Source organism: Berryella intestinalis, from assembly GCF_000814825.1.
Classification (GTDB): Bacteria; Actinomycetota; Coriobacteriia; order Coriobacteriales; family Eggerthellaceae; genus Berryella; species Berryella intestinalis.
This window is the reverse complement of record NZ_CP009302.1, coordinates 1,771,713-1,788,481: the sequence shown is the minus strand read 5'-3', so window position 1 is coordinate 1,788,481 and position 16,769 is coordinate 1,771,713. Positions and strand designations below refer to the sequence as shown.

Annotated in this window: 13 protein-coding genes; 8 read left to right on the top strand and 5 right to left on the bottom strand. The window is 64.2% G+C overall.

Annotated features, from left to right (window positions below; translation table 11 throughout):
- Positions 1 to 79 precede the first annotated feature (79 nt).
- Entirely contained in the window at positions 80 to 1,396 is a 1,317-nt protein-coding gene (locus JI75_RS07870) for a DUF4013 domain-containing protein (protein ID WP_052241700.1), read from the top strand.
- A 186-nt stretch (positions 1,397 to 1,582) separates the two neighbouring features.
- Here JI75_RS07870 and JI75_RS07865 read toward each other — a convergent pair whose 3' ends face one another.
- Genes JI75_RS07865 through JI75_RS07855 form a run of 3 tightly spaced genes read right to left on the bottom strand, consistent with a single transcriptional unit; the run spans position 1,583 to position 4,087 of the window.
- Entirely contained in the window at positions 1,583 to 3,481 is a 1,899-nt protein-coding gene (locus tag JI75_RS07865; RefSeq protein WP_039690051.1) for a heavy metal translocating P-type ATPase, read from the bottom strand.
- Positions 3,482 to 3,508: 27 nt separating this feature from the next.
- Complete coding sequence (locus tag JI75_RS07860) at positions 3,509 to 3,727, bottom strand: heavy-metal-associated domain-containing protein (protein WP_039690050.1); 219 nt, start codon at positions 3,725 to 3,727, stop codon at positions 3,509 to 3,511.
- 27 nt (positions 3,728 to 3,754) lie between these two features.
- The gene (locus JI75_RS07855; protein ID WP_039690049.1) at positions 3,755 to 4,087 is read right to left on the bottom strand and encodes an ArsR/SmtB family transcription factor; all 333 of its coding nucleotides are present in this window, start codon (positions 4,085 to 4,087) and stop codon (positions 3,755 to 3,757) included.
- A 266-nt stretch (positions 4,088 to 4,353) separates the two neighbouring features.
- On the opposite strand from JI75_RS07855, the gene JI75_RS07850 reads away from it, so the two are divergent.
- The 3 genes from JI75_RS07850 to murB all read left to right on the top strand — a co-directional run bounded on the left by JI75_RS07850 (position 4,354) and on the right by murB (position 7,421).
- Entirely contained in the window at positions 4,354 to 4,890 is a 537-nt protein-coding gene (locus JI75_RS07850) for an MOSC domain-containing protein (RefSeq protein WP_039690047.1), read from the top strand.
- Between the two features lie 209 nt (positions 4,891 to 5,099).
- Positions 5,100 to 6,494 (top strand): uracil-xanthine permease family protein, encoded by a 1,395-nt coding sequence (locus JI75_RS07845; protein ID WP_173405196.1) that lies wholly within the window; start codon positions 5,100 to 5,102, stop codon positions 6,492 to 6,494.
- Positions 6,495 to 6,503: 9 nt separating this feature from the next.
- Positions 6,504 to 7,421 (top strand): UDP-N-acetylmuramate dehydrogenase, encoded by a 918-nt coding sequence (gene murB / locus JI75_RS07840; RefSeq protein WP_039690043.1) that lies wholly within the window; start codon positions 6,504 to 6,506, stop codon positions 7,419 to 7,421.
- Between the two features lie 25 nt (positions 7,422 to 7,446).
- Here the strand turns inward: murB and JI75_RS07835 are convergent, their stop codons facing one another.
- Both JI75_RS07835 and JI75_RS07830 read right to left on the bottom strand, forming a co-directional pair.
- Entirely contained in the window at positions 7,447 to 8,316 is an 870-nt protein-coding gene (locus JI75_RS07835) for a class B sortase (protein WP_082019881.1), read from the bottom strand.
- Entirely contained in the window at positions 8,285 to 10,879 is a 2,595-nt protein-coding gene (locus tag JI75_RS07830; RefSeq protein WP_039690042.1) for a DUF7927 domain-containing protein, read from the bottom strand. Before JI75_RS07830 ends, JI75_RS07835 begins: the two co-directional genes overlap by 32 nt.
- Positions 10,880 to 11,173: 294 nt before the next feature.
- Between JI75_RS07830 and glmS the strand changes: the two genes are divergently transcribed.
- From glmS to ligA, 4 genes are read left to right on the top strand one after another with little or no spacing between them, the layout of a single operon-like run.
- Positions 11,174 to 12,997, top strand: coding sequence for a glutamine--fructose-6-phosphate transaminase (isomerizing) (gene glmS, locus JI75_RS07825; protein WP_039690041.1), 1,824 nt, complete (start codon positions 11,174 to 11,176; stop codon positions 12,995 to 12,997).
- Positions 12,998 to 13,004: 7 nt separating this feature from the next.
- Complete coding sequence (gene acpS / locus JI75_RS07820; protein ID WP_240993164.1) at positions 13,005 to 13,577, top strand: holo-ACP synthase; 573 nt, start codon at positions 13,005 to 13,007, stop codon at positions 13,575 to 13,577.
- Positions 13,578 to 13,624: 47 nt separating this feature from the next.
- The gene (locus JI75_RS07815) at positions 13,625 to 14,509 is read left to right on the top strand and encodes an NAD(P)H-hydrate dehydratase (RefSeq protein ID WP_039690827.1); all 885 of its coding nucleotides are present in this window, start codon (positions 13,625 to 13,627) and stop codon (positions 14,507 to 14,509) included.
- A gap of 28 nt (positions 14,510 to 14,537) precedes the next feature.
- On the top strand, positions 14,538 to 16,649 hold the full coding sequence (gene ligA / locus JI75_RS07810; protein WP_039690826.1) for an NAD-dependent DNA ligase LigA: 2,112 nt from the start codon (positions 14,538 to 14,540) through the stop codon (positions 16,647 to 16,649).
- Positions 16,650 to 16,769: the final 120 nt, after the last annotated feature.

The following is a 16,769-nucleotide window of genomic DNA, read 5'->3' as shown; positions in this document are numbered from 1 at the left end:
TTTATGTTCTCATGGGAACGTGAGAGAACGCGCCCGCGAAAACGCGGGCGTGAAACGCCAATCGAGTGAAGGAGTTGGCATGCAGATCAAGTACTTCCAAACAGCATGGAACGATCTGACCAAGTCAGAGGGATGGCTTAGAAAGATGATGCTGCTTGCGCTGATATCGCTCATCCCCATTTTCGGAGCTATCGTGGTGATGGGATATCTCTACGGCTGGGCGCGCGACATCGCGTGGGGGGTGCGCAACCCGCTTCCCGCCCGCATCTTCGCCAACGAGGACGGAAAACTGTATCGCCGCGGTTTCTTCATCTTCGTGATCGGCATCGTCGTGGGAATCCTTCCCTATATCGTCTTCACCTTCGCTGAAGGCGCCCTGGGGATCGGCTGGGCCGGCTTGCTTGCGAGTTCCGTGAATTCCGGCGGCTATGCGCCGTACGGCACGCTCTCGTCGATCGGGTCGCCTGCGATCTCTGCCGGCAGCCTGACAACGGGCGGACTGCTGTACCTGCTGGGCATCGCCCTTTCGCTGGGCCTGTGCTTCTTCCAGTGGGCGGCCAACATGCGCGTTTCCATTTACGACAACCTGTCTTCGGGTTTCCAGGTTGGGAAGCTGTGGAGCATGCTGCGCGCCGATGGCGGCGGGATCCTCCGCATATTCGGGATGACCGTCCTCGCCAGCATCGTGATCGGCTTCATCCTCACTCTGGTTTTCGGTCTGCTCATGCTCATCTTCCTGGCGATGTTCGCCGGAGGGTTCGTTGCCCTGGCCCAGGGCGGCAGCTCGAGCGGCAGTGTCGGCACTGTGATCAGCGCGCTTCTTGTCGGCGGTCTGTTCTTCACCATCTGGATGTACATCATGTTGGTGTGCGTGACCATCGTCGAGGCCCTGCAGGCCCGCGCTCTGGGCTACTGGGTCGGTCAGTTCGACGTTCCGCATTGGGGCGGCCAGAACGATCCGGCTCCGTTCGAGAACTTCTCTCGCCCCGGAAACCCCCAACAGCCTCAGCCCTTCGACGGCTCTCAGCAGGCTTGGGGAAATCCCGACCCGTCGGGTGCTTCCCAGGCGGCGACTCCGAGCGCTCCGGTTGCCGGCCAGCCTCAGGGGATGGGCGCTGTGGTTCCCGCAGCTGCGGCTGGGGCCGCCGTGACAGGGGTTGCGGCCGTTTCGGACGAGGGGCAGGTTGCGGCTCCGGCGCAGCAACCGGTCGAGCCCGCGGCCGATCCCGTTCAGCCCACGATCAAGGTCGAGGTCGACGCGAGCGCGATGGGCTCCCAGCCCGAGGCTGCAGCCGACGCTGCGCAGCCGGCTACGGCTGCCGAAGGCCCGTCGGATGTTTCCGGCTCGGCTGATTCTTCCGATGCGGGAGACGACGCCCCGAAGGCCTCCGAGTAACGGTCGATCTCGGCTTTCAAAACCGCTTTGCATGCGACGCGGCCCCGACAGAGTTCGGGGCCGCGTTTTTTCGGACGGGGCCGAATCGGCTCCGGGAGCTTGCGCGATGCGCTTGCGGGGGTCCCAGAGGGGTAGGGCGACCGCAAGAGGGAAGGGGCTTGCGCAGCCCGTTTGCGGAGGCTTTCCCTACGAGATCCTGAGTGCGCGCATGGCGTTCAGGATGGCGATCACGGACACGCCGACGTCGCCGAAGACGGCCATCCACATGTTGGCGATCCCGAAAACGGGAAGGGCCAGTATCATGACGAGCACCTTCACTCCGATGGCGAACGCGATGTTCTGCTTTACTATCCGCATCGTCTTGCGCGCGATGCGGATTGCGAGCGCTATCTTCGAGGGACGATCGTCCATCAGCACGATGTCGGCGGCTTCGATAGCGGCGCCGGAACCCAAAGCTCCCATGGCGATGCCGATATCCGAGCGCATGAGCACGGGGGCGTCGTTTATGCCGTCTCCCACGAAGACGAGCTTCCCGCGCTCGCTTGTGGAGGCGAGGAGTTCCTCCACTATATCCACTTTGTCGGCGGGAAGGAGCTTGGCCCTGAATTCGTCGACGCCCAGTTCCTCGGCGACCGCGCATGCGACCTCCTCGCGATCCCCGGTGAGCATGACCGTTTTCTTCACGCCGCATCGGCGCAGGTCGTCGAGGGCTGCGCGCGCGTCTTCCTTCACTACGTCGGCTATGACGATGTGGCCGATGTAGGTCCCGTCCAACAGCACGTGCAGCACGGTGCCGGCAAGGTCGCACGAATCCCACGACGCGCCTTCGCCCGCCATCATCGTATCGTTGCCGACTACGACGATATGCTCGTCTACCAGGGCCCGTATCCCATGGCCGCCTTTCTCGGTCACCTCGCTGACGCGCGCTGCGTCGATCTGCCCGCTGTAGGCGCGGCGCAGCGACAGCGCGATGGGATGGTCGGAGTAGGCCTCGGCGTGCGCCGCAACGGACAGGACGAGGTCGGGGTCGATATCGGAGGTGGGGTGGATGGCTACGACGTTGAAGGTCCCGTTGGTCAGGGTCCCCGTCTTGTCGAAAGACACGGTTTCCGCCGAAGCGAGCGCCTCGAGGTAGTTCGACCCCTTCACCAGGATGCCGGCGCGCGATGCGGCTCCGATCCCCCCGAAAAACGAGAGGGGAACGCTGATGACCAGGGCGCACGGGCAGCTCACTACCAAAAAGATCAGGGCGCTCTTCACGCATTCCGACCAGGGCTGCCCGAGCAGCAGGGGCGGGATGCAGGCGATGACCAGCGCAAGCGCCACGACGATGGGGGTGTAGTAACGCGCGAACCGCGTGATGAAGTTCTCGGTGCGGGCCTTGCGGTCGCTGGCGTTTTCCACCAGCTCGAGGATCCTCTGCACGGTGGACTGGTCGTAGGGCTTTGCGACGCGGATATGCAGGAGCCCGGTCATGTTGACGCAGCCGCTGATGACCTCGGCGCCGGCCTCGACGATGCGCGGGACGCTTTCGCCGGTGAGGGCCGAAGTGTCCAGCTGGGACGTTCCTTCGATCACCGTTCCGTCCAAGGGGATGCGCTCGCCCGGCTTGACGGCGATGGTGTCGCCCGGATGCACGGAGTAGGGGTCGACCCGGCTCACCTGCCCGTTCGAGACGAGGTTGGCGTAATCGGGCGCGATATCCATCATGGCGGCGATGGACTTGCGCGATTTGCCCACCGCATACGATTGGAACCATTCTCCCAGCTGGTAGAACAGCATGACCGCCGCCCCTTCGGCCATGTGGGGCTCGCTTTCGGGGAACAGCACCAGTGCGAACGCGCCGAGCGTCGCGATGGTCATGAGGAAGTTCTCGTCGAGCACCTGCCCGTGCGTTATGCCGTGCCACGCCTTCGCGATAACGTCGTAGCCGGCCAGAAGGTAGGGGATGAGGAACAGGGCGAATTCCAGATACAGGTCTGCGGGGGGCTCGGCCAGCGCCTCGAAGGGGATGAGCTGGAAGCACACGAACAGAGCGAGTGCGACGGCGATGCGGATGAGGGTTTTCTTCTGTCGGGGGCTCATGGGGTTCCTCGGTGGATCGTCGGGCGGTTATGCGACGATCGAGCAGGAGGGCTCGATCTTGTCGAAGATTCGTTTCGATTCGTCGAGCAGTTGGTCGAAGCGGTCGTCTTGGGCGTCGAGGGTGAATTTCAGCGTGAGGAAGTTGATCTTGGCCTCGTTGACGCCGTCGAGTCGGTTGATGGCGTCTTGGATCTTCCCTCCGCAGTTCGGGCAGATCTCACCTTCGAGTTTGAAAACCCTTTTCATAGCGTTGCTTCCTTTCCCGTGCTTGTCTTATTCGCAGATGTGGCTCATGCCCTGGGCCAGCATGGTTCGGACATGGTCGTCGGCGAGGGCGTAGGCGATGTTCTTCCCGTCGCGGCGAAACTTCACCAGATGCGCTTGCTTGAGGATCCTCAGCTGATGGGAGACCGCGCTTTGCGTGGCTCCGACGGCTTCCGCGATGTCGGCCACGTAACGTTCGCTCTCCATCAGTGCGAACAGGATCTTTATACGCGTCGTATCGGAAAACACCTTGAACAGGTCGGCTAATTCGTACAGCAACTCCTCTTCGGGTATGCCCTCGTTCAGGTCGACGGCCTCGTCGGGGTTTCCTCGCGCGCTCATGACGACCTCCCTCTTGTTGCATAATCATATGAACATCTATTCATGTGATTATACGAATGCAGGGGAAGGCGTCAAGTGGAAGCTGGGTTGTCAGGTGGAGGATTCGAGCCGAAAGGTACGAATCGGTATCAGACGGGGCGAGGAGATGACGGAGCCTTTCCATGAAGGAGAATGGATCGATGCGGTGATATAGTTTGTGGGTACTAATCTTGTCTGACTATAAAGCAGAGACGGATTCGTTGAGGCCAGAGAGACGGGGATGCTTCATGGATAGTGCATCGAGCGGCGCATTCGTTCGTTCCATCAATATTTCGACGCGCAAGGGCACGCGCAAGACCCCTGTAGGCGATGTTCCGCAGATGGTCAAAGAGCAGTGGGGCTTCGAAAACGATGCCCATGCCGGCGATTGGCACCGCCAGGTGTCGTTTCTCGCCCAGGAATCCATCGTCAAGGCGCAGGGTATGGGCCTCGATGTGAAAGAGGGCGATTTCGGCGAGAACTTCACCACCGAGGGTCTGGACGTTCTCTCGCTTCCCTTGGGGACCCAGCTGAGGATCGGCGGCGATCTGTTGGTCGAGATCAGCCAGATCGGCAAGGTGTGCCATACGCGCTGCGCGATCTACTACCTTGCCGGCGACTGCATCTTCCCGCGCGAGGGCATTTTCGCGGTGGTGCTGCAGGGCGGCGAGGTGAAGGCGGGGGATTCCATCGAGGTTGTCAAGATGGGCGACGGAACCTGCTCGTTTGCACCCCCCGAGGCGCTTGCCGAGGTCGAAGCCGCTCGCGCAGCCGGAACCCTGTAACGCTTTCGCCGACCCGCTTCCCGGCCGCGTTTCCCGCTTCCGAACCGCGTTGACGTTCCGTTGTTTTCGGGCGATGCTGTGAGCTTAGGATTTGCGGAAAAGCCGAGCCGATGTTCGTGGCACAATATCGAAGGTCGCGTGGTGCGGCCGCGTATATCGGTTTCGGACGGAAGGCGGAAGCAAGCGTGAGCGACAATCAAATTCCTACCATGGGATCGAAGGACAATCCCGACGCGATCTACGATGCGCGGGTGCTGGGCGCCCCGAAGATGGTCCTCTTCGGATTCCAGCATATGTTCGCCATGTTCGGCGCGACGATCCTGGTTCCCGTTCTGACGGGGCTGCCGGTCTCGACCACGTTGCTGTTCGCCGGGTTGGGCACGCTGCTGTTCCATCTGCTTTCCCAGGGCAAGGTCCCCGCGTTTCTGGGGTCGTCGTTCGCCTTCATTGCAGGGTATGCCGTCATCGCCCCGAACGGCGAGGCCGAGCTTCTGCCTTACGCGTGTTTGGGCGTCGCGTGTGCGGGCTTGCTCTATCTGGTGCTTTCCTGCCTGTTCAAGGTGTTCGGCGCAGCGCGCGTCATGCGCTTCTTCCCCCCGGTCGTTACCGGCCCCATCGTCATCGCGATCGGCTTGAGCCTGTCGGCTTCGGCTATCAACAACTGCCAGACCTACTGGCCCGTGGCCCTCGTCGCCATCGCCACCATCGTGGTGTGCAACATCTGGGGTAAGGGCATGATAAAGATCGTCCCGATCCTCATCGGCGTCCTGGTCTCCTACGCCACCGCCGCTGTGCTCGGGTTGGTTGATTTCTCTCGCGTCGCAGACGCGGCCTGGATCGGCATTCCCCTTGCTTGGGACAAAACCGTTTTCGGTTTGTTCAACGAGAATTTCGATGCAGGCCTCGCGGTGACGGCCATCATCACCATCGTTCCGCTCGCGTTCGCCACCATCATCGAGCACATCGGCGACGTTTCCGCCATCAGCTCCACTGTTAACCGCAACTATATCGCCAAGCCGGGCCTGCATCGCACGCTTCTGGGAGACGGTTTGGCCACCATCGCCGCGTCTCTGTTCGGGGCTCCCGCGAACACGACGTATGGCGAGAACACGGGCGTGCTCGCGCTCACCAAGGTGTTCGACCCTCGGGTGGTTCGCATCGCGGCGGCGTTCGCGGTCCTGTTCTCCTTCTGCCCCAAGTTCATCGCGCTTATCGAGGTGATGCCCGCCTGCGTCGTCGGCGGCGTTTCCATCGTCTTGTACGGCATGATCTCCGCGGTGGGCATCCGCAATCTGGTCGAGAACAACGTCGACTTCATGAAGAGCCGCAACGTGCTCATCACGGCTATCATCATCGGCTTTGCGGTCGGCATCTCGTACAGCCAGGCGGGTGCGATCTCCTTTGCGATCGCGGGGGTCACCATATCGCTGTCCGGTTTGGCCGTCGGCTCCATCGCCGGCATCTTGCTGAACATGGTGCTTCCCGGGCGCGAGGACATCGTGGGCGTGGACGGCAGCGTGGTCGAAGGGGATCACGATGCTCAGCCTGACGAGGACCTGCTTCCCCTCGAGGGGCCGCGCCCTGCGGCGAAGCCCGTCGAGTAAGGATCCCTTATGGCTTCTGACTTCGAACGAAAGCTCGTTTCGGCCCTCGGATCGGATGCGGTCCTGGTGGGCGAGCCCCTGTCTTCCCATACGACGTTCAAGATCGGGGGACCTGCGGACTATCTGGTTCGCCCGACGACCGTCGAACAGGTGAAGTCCGTGGTCGATCTGTGCCGGGAGGGCGGCGTCGACCTGCATGTCATCGGGTTGGGCAGCGACCTTCTGGTGGCCGATGCGGGCTTGCGCGGCGTGGTTATGGAGCTGTCCGACAACTTCTCCGAGATTCATGTGGACGAACGGGGGCTGGTTTCGGCTCAGGCGGGGGCCAGCAACGCTTCGGTGGCCCAGGCGGCTCTGGAGGCTGGCCTGACCGGATACGAGTTCGCAAGCGGGATACCCGGCACGGTGGGAGGCGCCGCGATCATGAACGCGGGGGCCTACGGGGGCGAGTTCGCCGACGTCGCGCTTTCGTGCGCGTGCGTGACCCGCGAAGGCGAGCTGCACGAGGTTCGCGCGGCGGAGGCCGACTGGGGGTATCGCCACAGCCGTATGGACGACGAGGGCATGGTCGTGCTGGCCGTGCTTCTGAAGCTCGATCCCGGTGACAGGGACGAGATTCGGGCGCGCATGGACGACCTTGCGCAGAGGCGCTGCGCCAAGCAGCCCCTCGAGATGCCCAGCGCCGGTTCGACGTTCAAGCGCCCCGAGGGACATTATGCAGGCAAGCTCATTCAGGATGCGGGCTTGCAGGGCGTTGCGGTCGGCGGGGCCGAAGTGTCGAGGAAGCATGCGGGGTTCGTGGTGAACACGGGAGGCGCTACCGCCGAGGATGTTCGAGGGCTGATCGGGCTGGTCCGCGATTCCGTGTTCGACGAGTCGGGCGTGCTGTTGGAGCCCGAGGTTCGCATGTGGGGCTTCGATCGGTAGCAGAGCCGCTTCGCTTCCGTCCGACTTACGCGGGCTGGGCATAGACGAGGGTCCTTTCGTTTTCGGGGCTCATCCGGTAACTGCAGGTGCAGAATGTGAACAGCTGCCTGGTTGCGGGATGGGCCTCGTCTTCGTCGAGGACGAAGGCAGCACCCTCCCGCACCGTTGCAAGATACTCTGAAAATGCGTCCCCATCGGAAAACCGCAGGAGCTTCTCGGGGTTCGAGCCCGGCATGGTTCTTGCCCCGAATACGCTGAGGACGCGGACCTCGTCGCGCGAGAGCAGGTACACGGTGCGATGATCTCGGGCGAAGCCGATATCGGCGTACCGGGAGAAGTCGGCGAAAAGACGGTCGGACCATCCCATGTTATGCCCGCTTATCACCACGTGCCGGGCGTCGAGGCCCTCGGCGGCGCAGGCGGCGTCCAGGTAGGGGCATCCCGCCGGATCGGGGTGGCCCCACGCATCGTGGTCGAGGTAGAACAGCGGATCGGATAAGGGGGCCTGCGCCACCGGATAGCTGATATGCGTTCCGGGAACGTGGATCCATGCGACGATGTCGGGGTTCGCTGCGCTCCAGGCGTCCCAATCGACGACGGGGACGCCGCCTGCCCCGTCCGCCCCGCTGCCTTCCCCGCGAACTTGCTCGGCTATCGGCGCGAACCAGCCGCTTTCGGCGGAGGGGTCGTCGGGCCGAGGGGGCGATGATGCAAGGTCGCTTGCCAACGGCGCGAGGAACACCGCCGAAAGGAGCGCCGCCGACGTTATCCCGATCGTCGCCGATGCCCATTCGAGCTTTCGGGAGGTCGGCGTCGGGCCGAGCCGCCGCGCAGCTCGGCCCTCGACGGGTCTTCGCCGCCGCTTATCTGCGGCGCGGTATCTTAAGCGCGCCACCCGACATGCGCCTCCTTTTCAGCTCGCAGGTCAAGAAGACGGACCCGCATCCGACCGCGATCAGGCCGAGGAGCCCGGCGACCCACCAATACGGGATCAGGGCGTTGCCCGTCTTGTCGAAGGGCTTCCCGTCGCCGCGATCGTCCTTTGCCGGCTCGTCTCCTTTGGCGATGAGATGGCGCGTCGTGTTCGAGGTGTTCGGCAGGGGGTCGCCCTTCTTCCAACCGGGTTGATAGCGCACCTGGTTGTCGAGGTGGTCGATGCTCCCTTCCGGGTTTTCGCTGACGCGCACCGTGAAGGAGAGCGTGGTTGCAGATCCGGGTTCTATCCTGTCGATAATCCAGCTCACAGTGCGGCTCGATGCGTCGAAGGAGGCGGAGTGTCCGTCGGGGAGACCGCCTTCGACCAGCTCGCATCCGTCGGGGAGGGGGTCTTCGACGCGCACTTGGCTTGCGGCGTCGCTGTCAGGCGACCCTTTATGGGAGACGTCGATGAAATACGTTATGGTGTCGCCTGGTTTCACGAGGGTTCCGGAGCGGGGGTCCGATCGCTTCACGACATGGAGCTGGGCGGGTGCATGCGCTTTCTCCGCGACGGGGTGGACGGTGGTGCTGGTCGCGTTGTTCGGCTGCCCGTTTGCGGGATCTCCCGGCTTCGTCGAGGGGTCGCAGCCGCCGTAAAACGCGGTGTTCAGGATGACGGATCTGTTCTGAGCGGCCTCTTTCGATACCGTTGCGCGGAATCTCAGCTCGATTCTCTTGTGCGGCGGAAGGCTCGGCACGGTCCACTCCACGTATGCCCCGCTGCGATCCGACGCCTCGACGTAGGCGCCTTGCGCAGTTGCCGAGCCCTCGACGTAGGAGGCTCCTTCGGGGACGGGATCGCGTACGAGGGTGCGGGCGCTGGGGGCGCTTCCCGTGTTTTCCACCGTGACGAGATACTCGATCTCGTCGCCGGCTTTCACGGGCGTCCCCGAAGCCGGAACCGAATGCTTCTGCGCGGTGACGAGGTCTCCCGTTGTGGGAACGATATCGGGGGTCACGGGGGGAGACGGCGGCTGGGGCGGATCGATCGGCTGGGGAGGCTCGGGCCTCTCTATCCGCACCGACCCCTTCGCATCTGCGCGGTGCCGGTTGATGAGCGTTTCGGCGGTGTTCTCGACCGTGGAGGCCTCGGCATCGCCTTTCGCCGACGTTTCGATGACCAGATGGTACGTTTCTCCCGCGAGCGGCATGGAGCCGGCGAGCCAGGCCGGGTCGAACCGGTACGAGAGCTCTTTGCGCTCTGCGTTCCATTCCAGCTTCCCGGCGGCGCCGGTCACATCTTCTTTCTTGCCGTTTTGCTCCTTCACGACTTTGGCGGCTCGGTATTCCAGTGCATCGGGCAGATGATCGACGATTTCGAAGCGCCTGTACCTGCTGAGGACGTCTTCTCCGAGCGTGCCCACCTTCTGGCTGACATCCCATACGACGGGCTGGCCCGCAACGACGGTTTCCCGATCGGCCGTTTTCTGCGGCGCGGGAGGGGCTCCGGCTCCAAGGCTGGCGCTTGCGAAGCTGAACCAGCCGGTGAACGGGGCTTTGACGGTGAACCGCCCGTCTTGATACAGGGTGACGGCGTTTTTGGTGTACGTGGGCTTTCCCAGATGGTCCTCGAATTCGTTGCTGACGGGGTAGGCGTGGATGTACTCGGTGCCCCCTATCGTCACGGATTTCGTCCTCATATTGGTCTGCTGCGACAGGGCGATCTTTTTCGTGTCCTTTGCGGGAACGAGGACGCTTTCCGAGCAGATGTCGCCCGATGCGGGAAGGTCGGGATAGTCTTCGACCTTGGAGGGGGGATAGTAGTTGAGGGAGCAGAAGGTTAGGTAGCTGCCCGACAACTCGACGGGCCGCTTGTCCGAGCAGTAGAAGAACTCGATGCTCATGTCGGTGTCGCGCATGTTGAACAGATACCCTCCCGCGTAGAGCAGGTCGGGAAGCTGGATGACGGGACAGTCCAGCTTGGGCCAGATCTTGACGTACGTGCCGGCGATGGAGAACCTCGCGCCGATAGGCTCGTTCTCGTACACGCCGACGCAGGGGTACTCGAAGGTGGCCGAGATCTTGTCGCCCGGCTTCCAGGTGCGCCCCTCGAACTCGAACGTGGTTCCCTGCGTGGCGAAGTCGTCGCATCCGAAGAAGCTGTGGAGGCCGCCTCTGAGGATGGGGAGCGTGGCTTCGCCTCCGACCAGCTCGTCGTTCGCGTACAGTTTGGCGACATGGGTGGTTTTGCTGGCCGCAGGTTGGCTGTCGACGAGTCGCGCGGGCTGCCTCACGTTCATATGGTGTTCGGCGATGGAGGGATCGGACGAAAGTCCCGTCGATATGACCAGGGGGTTTCGTGCGTTTCCGTTATCGGCCTGGACGGTTTCTATCGGTACGGTCACGCAGAGCCCTTCCGGGACGGCGGAGGGGGCTGCCCATGCGGCAACCGCGACAAGCGAGGCGGCCAGGAACGCGGCGAGGCGCCGCTGCGGAGGGTGTTTCGCGCGCTGTGCCGACAGGGTGTCCGATCGTCTCATAAGGGCTCCTAACGTAGTTGTTGCGTCTCCGAATGACGACAGGCTAGAAGCCCGTTCTATCGGCGGGCCATCGGGCTTGAGGTCGATTCCCAACCGATCGCCTTTCGCGATGCGGTCGGTTTTCGGCGGGATCCGACGAAAACTGCTTTCGCTTTCGGGCGCTCCCAACTGTCCGCTTATCGGTTTATCCCCGCATTTGATCAAGACGGGCGCAGACAGTGCGTTCGTCTCGGTACAATGGGTCGGTTAAGACCCCGCCTTAACGGCGGTGCGGCACGACATGAAGGAGATCCCATGTGCGGAATCGTTGGGTATACCGGCTCTCGGCAGGTTGCGGGCATCTTGCTTGAAGGTTTGAAGCGGCTCGAGTACCGCGGTTACGATTCGGCGGGCGTCGCGGTTGAAAACGAGGGCTCGCTGCACGTGGTTCGCCGCAAGGGCCGTGTTGCCGAGCTCGAATCCGCCGTGAAGCAAAGCGAAGTGGTGGGAACCTGCGGTATCGGGCACACCCGCTGGGCCACCCACGGCCGCCCCAGCGAAGCGAACGCCCATCCCCATGCCTCCAACGACGGGCGCATCGCAGTGGTGCACAACGGCATCATCGAGAATTTCGCCGAACTGCGCGACGACCTGGCATCTCGCGGCTACGCATTCGGCAGCGACACCGATACCGAGACCGTCGCCCATTTGGTGGAAGACGCCTACGAGGGCGACCTTTTGGCCGCCGTGCGCACCGCGACCGAACAGGTCGTCGGTTCTTACGGGCTGGCGGTGACCTGTGCCGACGAGCCGGGCGTCATCGTGGCGACGCGCAAGGACTCCCCCCTCATCGTGGGGAAGGCCGAGGACGGGTGCTACGTGGCCTCCGATGCGATCGCGATGATCGACGCGACGCGCGACGTGGTGGTTCTCGAGGACGGCTGGTTCGTCCGGATGGACGGGGACGCCATCGAGTTCTTCGACGGGGCGCTGAACCCCATCGAGCCGACGGTGACGCACATCACCTGGGATATGGACGTCGCCGAGAAGGGCGGATACCCCGACTTCATGCTGAAGGAGATCCACGAGCAGCCGCGCGTCATCCGCGATACGTTGGCCGGGCGCCTGGTGAACGGCCGATTGGAAATCGACGAGCTGGGCATGAGCCCCGAGGAGCTGGACCTGATCGATCGCGTGTACGTGATCGCATGCGGGACGAGCTACCATGCGGGGCTGGTGGCAAAGGAGCTGATCGAGGGCTGGGCGCGCATCCCCACCGAGGTGGAGGCTGCAAGCGAGTTCCGTTACCGCAACCCCATCATCACGCCCACCACGCTGGTGGTGGCGGTGTCCCAGTCGGGCGAGACGGCCGACACGCTCGCGGCGATCCGCGACGCCCGTGTGAAGGGCGCGCGCGTGTTCGGCATCACCAACGTTTTGGGCTCTCCCGTTGCGCGCGAATCCGACGGCGTGATCTACACGAAGGCGAACAAGGAGATCGCCGTGGCGTCGACCAAGTCCTTCCTCGGTCAGATCGTGAGCCTTACGCTGCTTGCCCTGCTGCTGGCCCAGGCCAAGGGGAAGCTCAAGATGAACCAGATCCGCCTGCTCTTCCGCGAGCTGGCCGATACCGCCGAGCAGGTCGAATGGATTTTGGCCCACGCTGACGAGGTGAACGAGGCGGCGCGCGCCTGCGCCGAGGCCCGCTCCGCCCTGTTCGTGGGCCGCGGCATGGGGGCGGCCATTGCGCGCGAGGGTGCCCTGAAGCTGAAGGAGATCAGCTACCTGCACGCCGAGGCGTACCCGGCCGGCGAGATGAAGCATGGTCCGATTGCGCTTATCGACGAGGGATTCCCCGTAATCGTTGTCGCGACGAAGAGCCCCGTGTACGATAAGACCGTCTCCAATATGCAGGAGAGCAAGGCGCGTGGGGCGACCATCATCGCGATCGCCACGGAAGGCGACGAGGACATCAAGGCTCATGCCGACCACGTCATCTACATTCCGAAGGTGCGCGACGCGTTCTCGGCGATCACGGCGAGCGTTCCTTTGCAGCTGCTGGCCCGCACCATCGCCGTTATGCGCGGGTGCGACGTCGATCAGCCCCGCAACCTTGCAAAATCGGTGACGGTCGAGTAAGGAACACATGGGCGAAAACGAGCGAACGGCGGCCGGCGACATCGGAGCCGAGATGCAAACGCGCGAAGAGGCGCTCGAGGCCGTTGCGCGCCAATCGGCTTCGTTCGCCGACGGCACGGTGGGTCTGGGCGTCGATATCGTCGAGATCGACCGCATACGCCGGATCCTCAAAAGGAGCCCGGCGTTTTCGAAACGGGTCTTTTCGGACGAAGAACGCGCGTACTGCGAAGGGTCGTCCATCCCCGCCACCCATTTCGCGCTGCGTTTCGCCGCGAAGGAAGCGGTGGTCAAGGCGCTGGGCACCGGGTTCTCGCGCGGCATAGGCGTGCGCGACATCGAGGTGGGGCGCCTGGCTTCGGGCAGGCCCTGCGTCAAGCTGTACGGCGCGGCGAAAGAGGTGGCCGACGAGCTTGGCGTGCGCGAGATGCCCTTGTCCCTTTCGTTCACCCATACCGACGCGGTGGCGTGCGCTCTGGCCATCACCGAGCGCTCGGTGCGCGTCGCCGAGGAGCGCGTCGATCAGAAACGGCAGCTTGCGCGCAAATTCAAGGAGACGCGCAAGATCCTGGACGAGCTGTAGCCATGGGCTGCTTGCCGGACAGCCCGGATCGCGAAAGGCCGCGGCCGATGGGATTTACGATCGGGCGGGCCGCCGACCTGCTGCCGTTTCCCGCCTCCGACACGCACAAGTACGCGCGGGGGAAGGTCGTCGTGGTGGCCGGCAGCCCGCGATATCCCGGTGCGGCGGTCCTGGCGGCGCGCGCCGCCCAGCGGATGGGCGCCGGATACGTCGAGGCGGTCGTGTCCGCCCCGGCCGTTCTGCCCGTTCGGATAGCAGGCCCCTCGCTGGTCGTGTCCGATCGGGGCGAATGGGATCCCCCGGTTTTGGAATCGGGTCCGGGAAGGCCGCTGGCGGTGCTGGTGGGGTGCGGGTTCGATGCCGCAGGCGATGCCGGGGAGTGCGGCCGCCTGCTTCGGCTTGCGCTCGATCGGGCCGCGTGCCCCGTGGTCGTCGATGGCGGGGCCCTCGGTCTGGCGGCATGCGACGAGATGCGGCGCGCGCTGCGTCTCCGAGCGGGCAGGGGGGTCGCCACGGTGCTCACGCCCCATGCGGGCGAAGCCGCGCTTCTGGCCGAGGCGGCCGGGCTTCCTGGCGATTTTCTGTCAGACCCTCCGTGGAGGTTCTGCGAGCGCCTGGCGCAAGCTTATAGTGCCATAGTGTGCCTGAAGGGCCCCGACACCTTCGTTTCGGACGGAAGCGAAACGTATGCGATCGATCAGGGAGGGCCCGAGCTGGCGAAGGCGGGGACGGGGGATGTCCTTGCGGGAATGGCGGCGGCGCTTTCGGCGCAGCGGCAGGGGGATGTCCTGTGCGCGGTTACGACGGCTGCGCTGCTCCATGCGGAGGCCGGGCGCCTCGCGGCCGATCGGCGGACCTCGATCGGCGTGATCCCCGAAGATGTGATCGACGAGCTGGGCTCGGCCATCCAGCGGGTGGCTTCTTTTCGATAGGAAGGCGTTTCAGGTGAGCGACGAAACCTTGGACCTGTTCGACGGCGGCGAGACGGAGGGCAAAGAGCAGGTGCGCGAGCGCATCGAGGCGCTGCGGCGCGAGGTCGAGCACCATACCTACCTGTACTACGCCAAGGACGCCCCCGAGATATCGGACGCGGCGTTCGACTCGCTCATGCGCGATCTGCGCGAACTCGAGGCGGCGAACCCCGAGTTCTTCGACCCGTCGTCGCCCACCCAGCGCGTGGGCGGGTACGTGGGCGACCAGTTCGCCCCGGTTCGGCACGAGAAGCGCATGTATTCGCTGGACAACGCCATGGATCTTGCCGAGCTCGACGCATGGTTCGACCGCGTCGAGGAGTTCTTCGGAGAGCTTCCGGCGCTGAACTGCGAGCTGAAGATCGACGGTTCCGGTATCGCACTCACCTACGAGGACGGGGTCCTGGTGCGCGCTGCGACGCGCGGGGACGGCACCACGGGCGAAGACGTTACCGTGAATGTGCGTTCGATCAGGGACGTTCCCTTGCGCCTGAGGGCGGAGGGCCTGGAGGGGGTAGCCCGCGAGGGATCCCTCGAGGTGCGCGGCGAGGTGTACATGCCCAAATCGAGCTTCGAATCCCTCAACCGCGCGGCGGAAGAAGAGGGGCGCCCGGCGTTCGCCAACCCGCGCAACGCCGCTGCGGGCAGCCTGCGGCAGAAAGACGCTGCGGTGACGGCTTCGCGCGACCTGTCGACGTTCGTCTACGCCATCGCCGACGAATCGTCCGTGTCGGCGGCGGGTCAGTCCGATCTGCTCGCGTGGATGGGCGAGTCGGGCTTTCATGTGAACCCCGACGTCGAGCGCTGCTCGTCGAGAGGCGAGGTGAGGGAATTCTGCGAACACGCGCTCGAACTGCGCGAATCGCTTCCCTACGAGATCGACGGCGTGGTGGTGAAGGTCGATTCGTTCGCCTTGCAGACGGCTATGGGGTTCACGTCGCGTGCGCCGCGCTGGGCCATCGCCTACAAGTTCCCGCCCGAAGAGAAGACCACGGTCCTGCGCGATATCACCGTCCAGGTGGGCCGCACCGGCAAGCTGACGCCGGTGGCAGAGCTCGATCCCGTCGTGGTCGCCGGCTCCACGGTGGCGCGGGCCACGCTGCACAACGAAGACGAGGTGGTCCGTAAGGACGTGCGCATCGGCGATACCGTGGTGATCCGCAAGGCCGGAGACGTCATCCCCGAGATCCTCGGCCCCGTGGCGTCCCTGCGCCCCGGGAGCGCCGTTCCGTGGCGCATGCCCGAGGCGTGCCCGAGCTGCGGAAGCGCGGTCATTCGCGAAGAGGGAGAGGTCGACTACCGCTGCATCTCCATCGACTGCCCCGCCCAGTCGGTCGAGCGCCTGATCCACTGGGTGGGCAGGGGCGCGCTCGACATCGACGGCATGGGCGAGGAGATCGTGGGGCGCTTGGTGGAAGTGGGCCGCGTGACCGACGTCGCCGACTACTACACGCTCGACGAGGACGAGCTGGCCGCACTGGACATGGGGCGCCTCAACAAGGAGGGGCAGCCCATCCGGTTGGGCCGTACGGTGGCGAAGAAGCTGGTCGACCAGATCGACCAGAGCAGGCTCCGCCCGCTTGCGCGCGTCTTGTTCGGCCTGGGGATACGGCATGTGGGAAAGGCCACGGCCGAGACGATCGCCGCAGCGTACGGGACCATCGACGCGCTGATGGAGGCGACCGAGGAGGATCTGGCGGCGGTCGAGGGCGTGGGCCCCAAGATAGCCCACAGCATAAGCGCGTTTCTCCATACGCCGAAAAACGCCGAGGTGATCGCGCGGCTTCGCAAGAACGGCGTGGTGATGGCCGATGAGCCGGCCGACGGGGGAAACGAGCTTGCCCAGACCCTGGAGGGGCTGACGTTCGTGCTGACTGGAGCGCTGGTCGAGTCGGGCATGACGCGCGACGAGGCGGCCAGCGAGCTGAAGGCGCGCGGCGCGAAGGTGTCTTCGAGCGTCTCGAAGAAAACGAGCTACGTCATCGCAGGCGAGGCGGCCGGATCGAAATACGACAAGGCGGTCTCTTTGGGCGTGCCCGTGCTGGGGGAGGCCGATCTCATGACCATCATCGAGACGGGGAACCCTCCCGCCGCATCGTGATGTCCGCTCCTTAATTTATTCTACTAGAGAATAGTTTCGATTGACTATTATCCTCGTTCTGGGGATACTTAACCATGCAATAGCGGAGGTCGGATCCGCATCCGACCCCATTTGGGGGAA

Bases quoted from the DNA above. Each gene is read 5' to 3' on its own strand.
- JI75_RS07830 (WP_039690042.1), bottom strand. From the start codon at position 10,879: ATGAGACGATCGGACACCCTGTCGGCACAGCGCGCGAAACACCCTCCG.
- JI75_RS07850 (WP_039690047.1), top strand. From the start codon at position 4,354: ATGGATAGTGCATCGAGCGGCGCATTCGTTCGTTCCATCAATATTTCG.
- JI75_RS07860 (WP_039690050.1), bottom strand. From the start codon at position 3,727: ATGAAAAGGGTTTTCAAACTCGAAGGTGAGATCTGCCCGAACTGCGGA.
- JI75_RS07870 (WP_052241700.1), top strand. From the start codon at position 80: ATGCAGATCAAGTACTTCCAAACAGCATGGAACGATCTGACCAAGTCA.
- JI75_RS07845 (WP_173405196.1), top strand. From the start codon at position 5,100: ATGGGATCGAAGGACAATCCCGACGCGATCTACGATGCGCGGGTGCTG.
- murB (WP_039690043.1), top strand. From the start codon at position 6,504: ATGGCTTCTGACTTCGAACGAAAGCTCGTTTCGGCCCTCGGATCGGAT.
- glmS (WP_039690041.1), top strand. From the start codon at position 11,174: ATGTGCGGAATCGTTGGGTATACCGGCTCTCGGCAGGTTGCGGGCATC.
- acpS (WP_240993164.1), top strand. From the start codon at position 13,005: ATGGGCGAAAACGAGCGAACGGCGGCCGGCGACATCGGAGCCGAGATG.
- JI75_RS07815 (WP_039690827.1), top strand. From the start codon at position 13,625: ATGGGATTTACGATCGGGCGGGCCGCCGACCTGCTGCCGTTTCCCGCC.
- JI75_RS07865 (WP_039690051.1), bottom strand. From the start codon at position 3,481: ATGAGCCCCCGACAGAAGAAAACCCTCATCCGCATCGCCGTCGCACTC.
- JI75_RS07855 (WP_039690049.1), bottom strand. From the start codon at position 4,087: ATGAGCGCGCGAGGAAACCCCGACGAGGCCGTCGACCTGAACGAGGGC.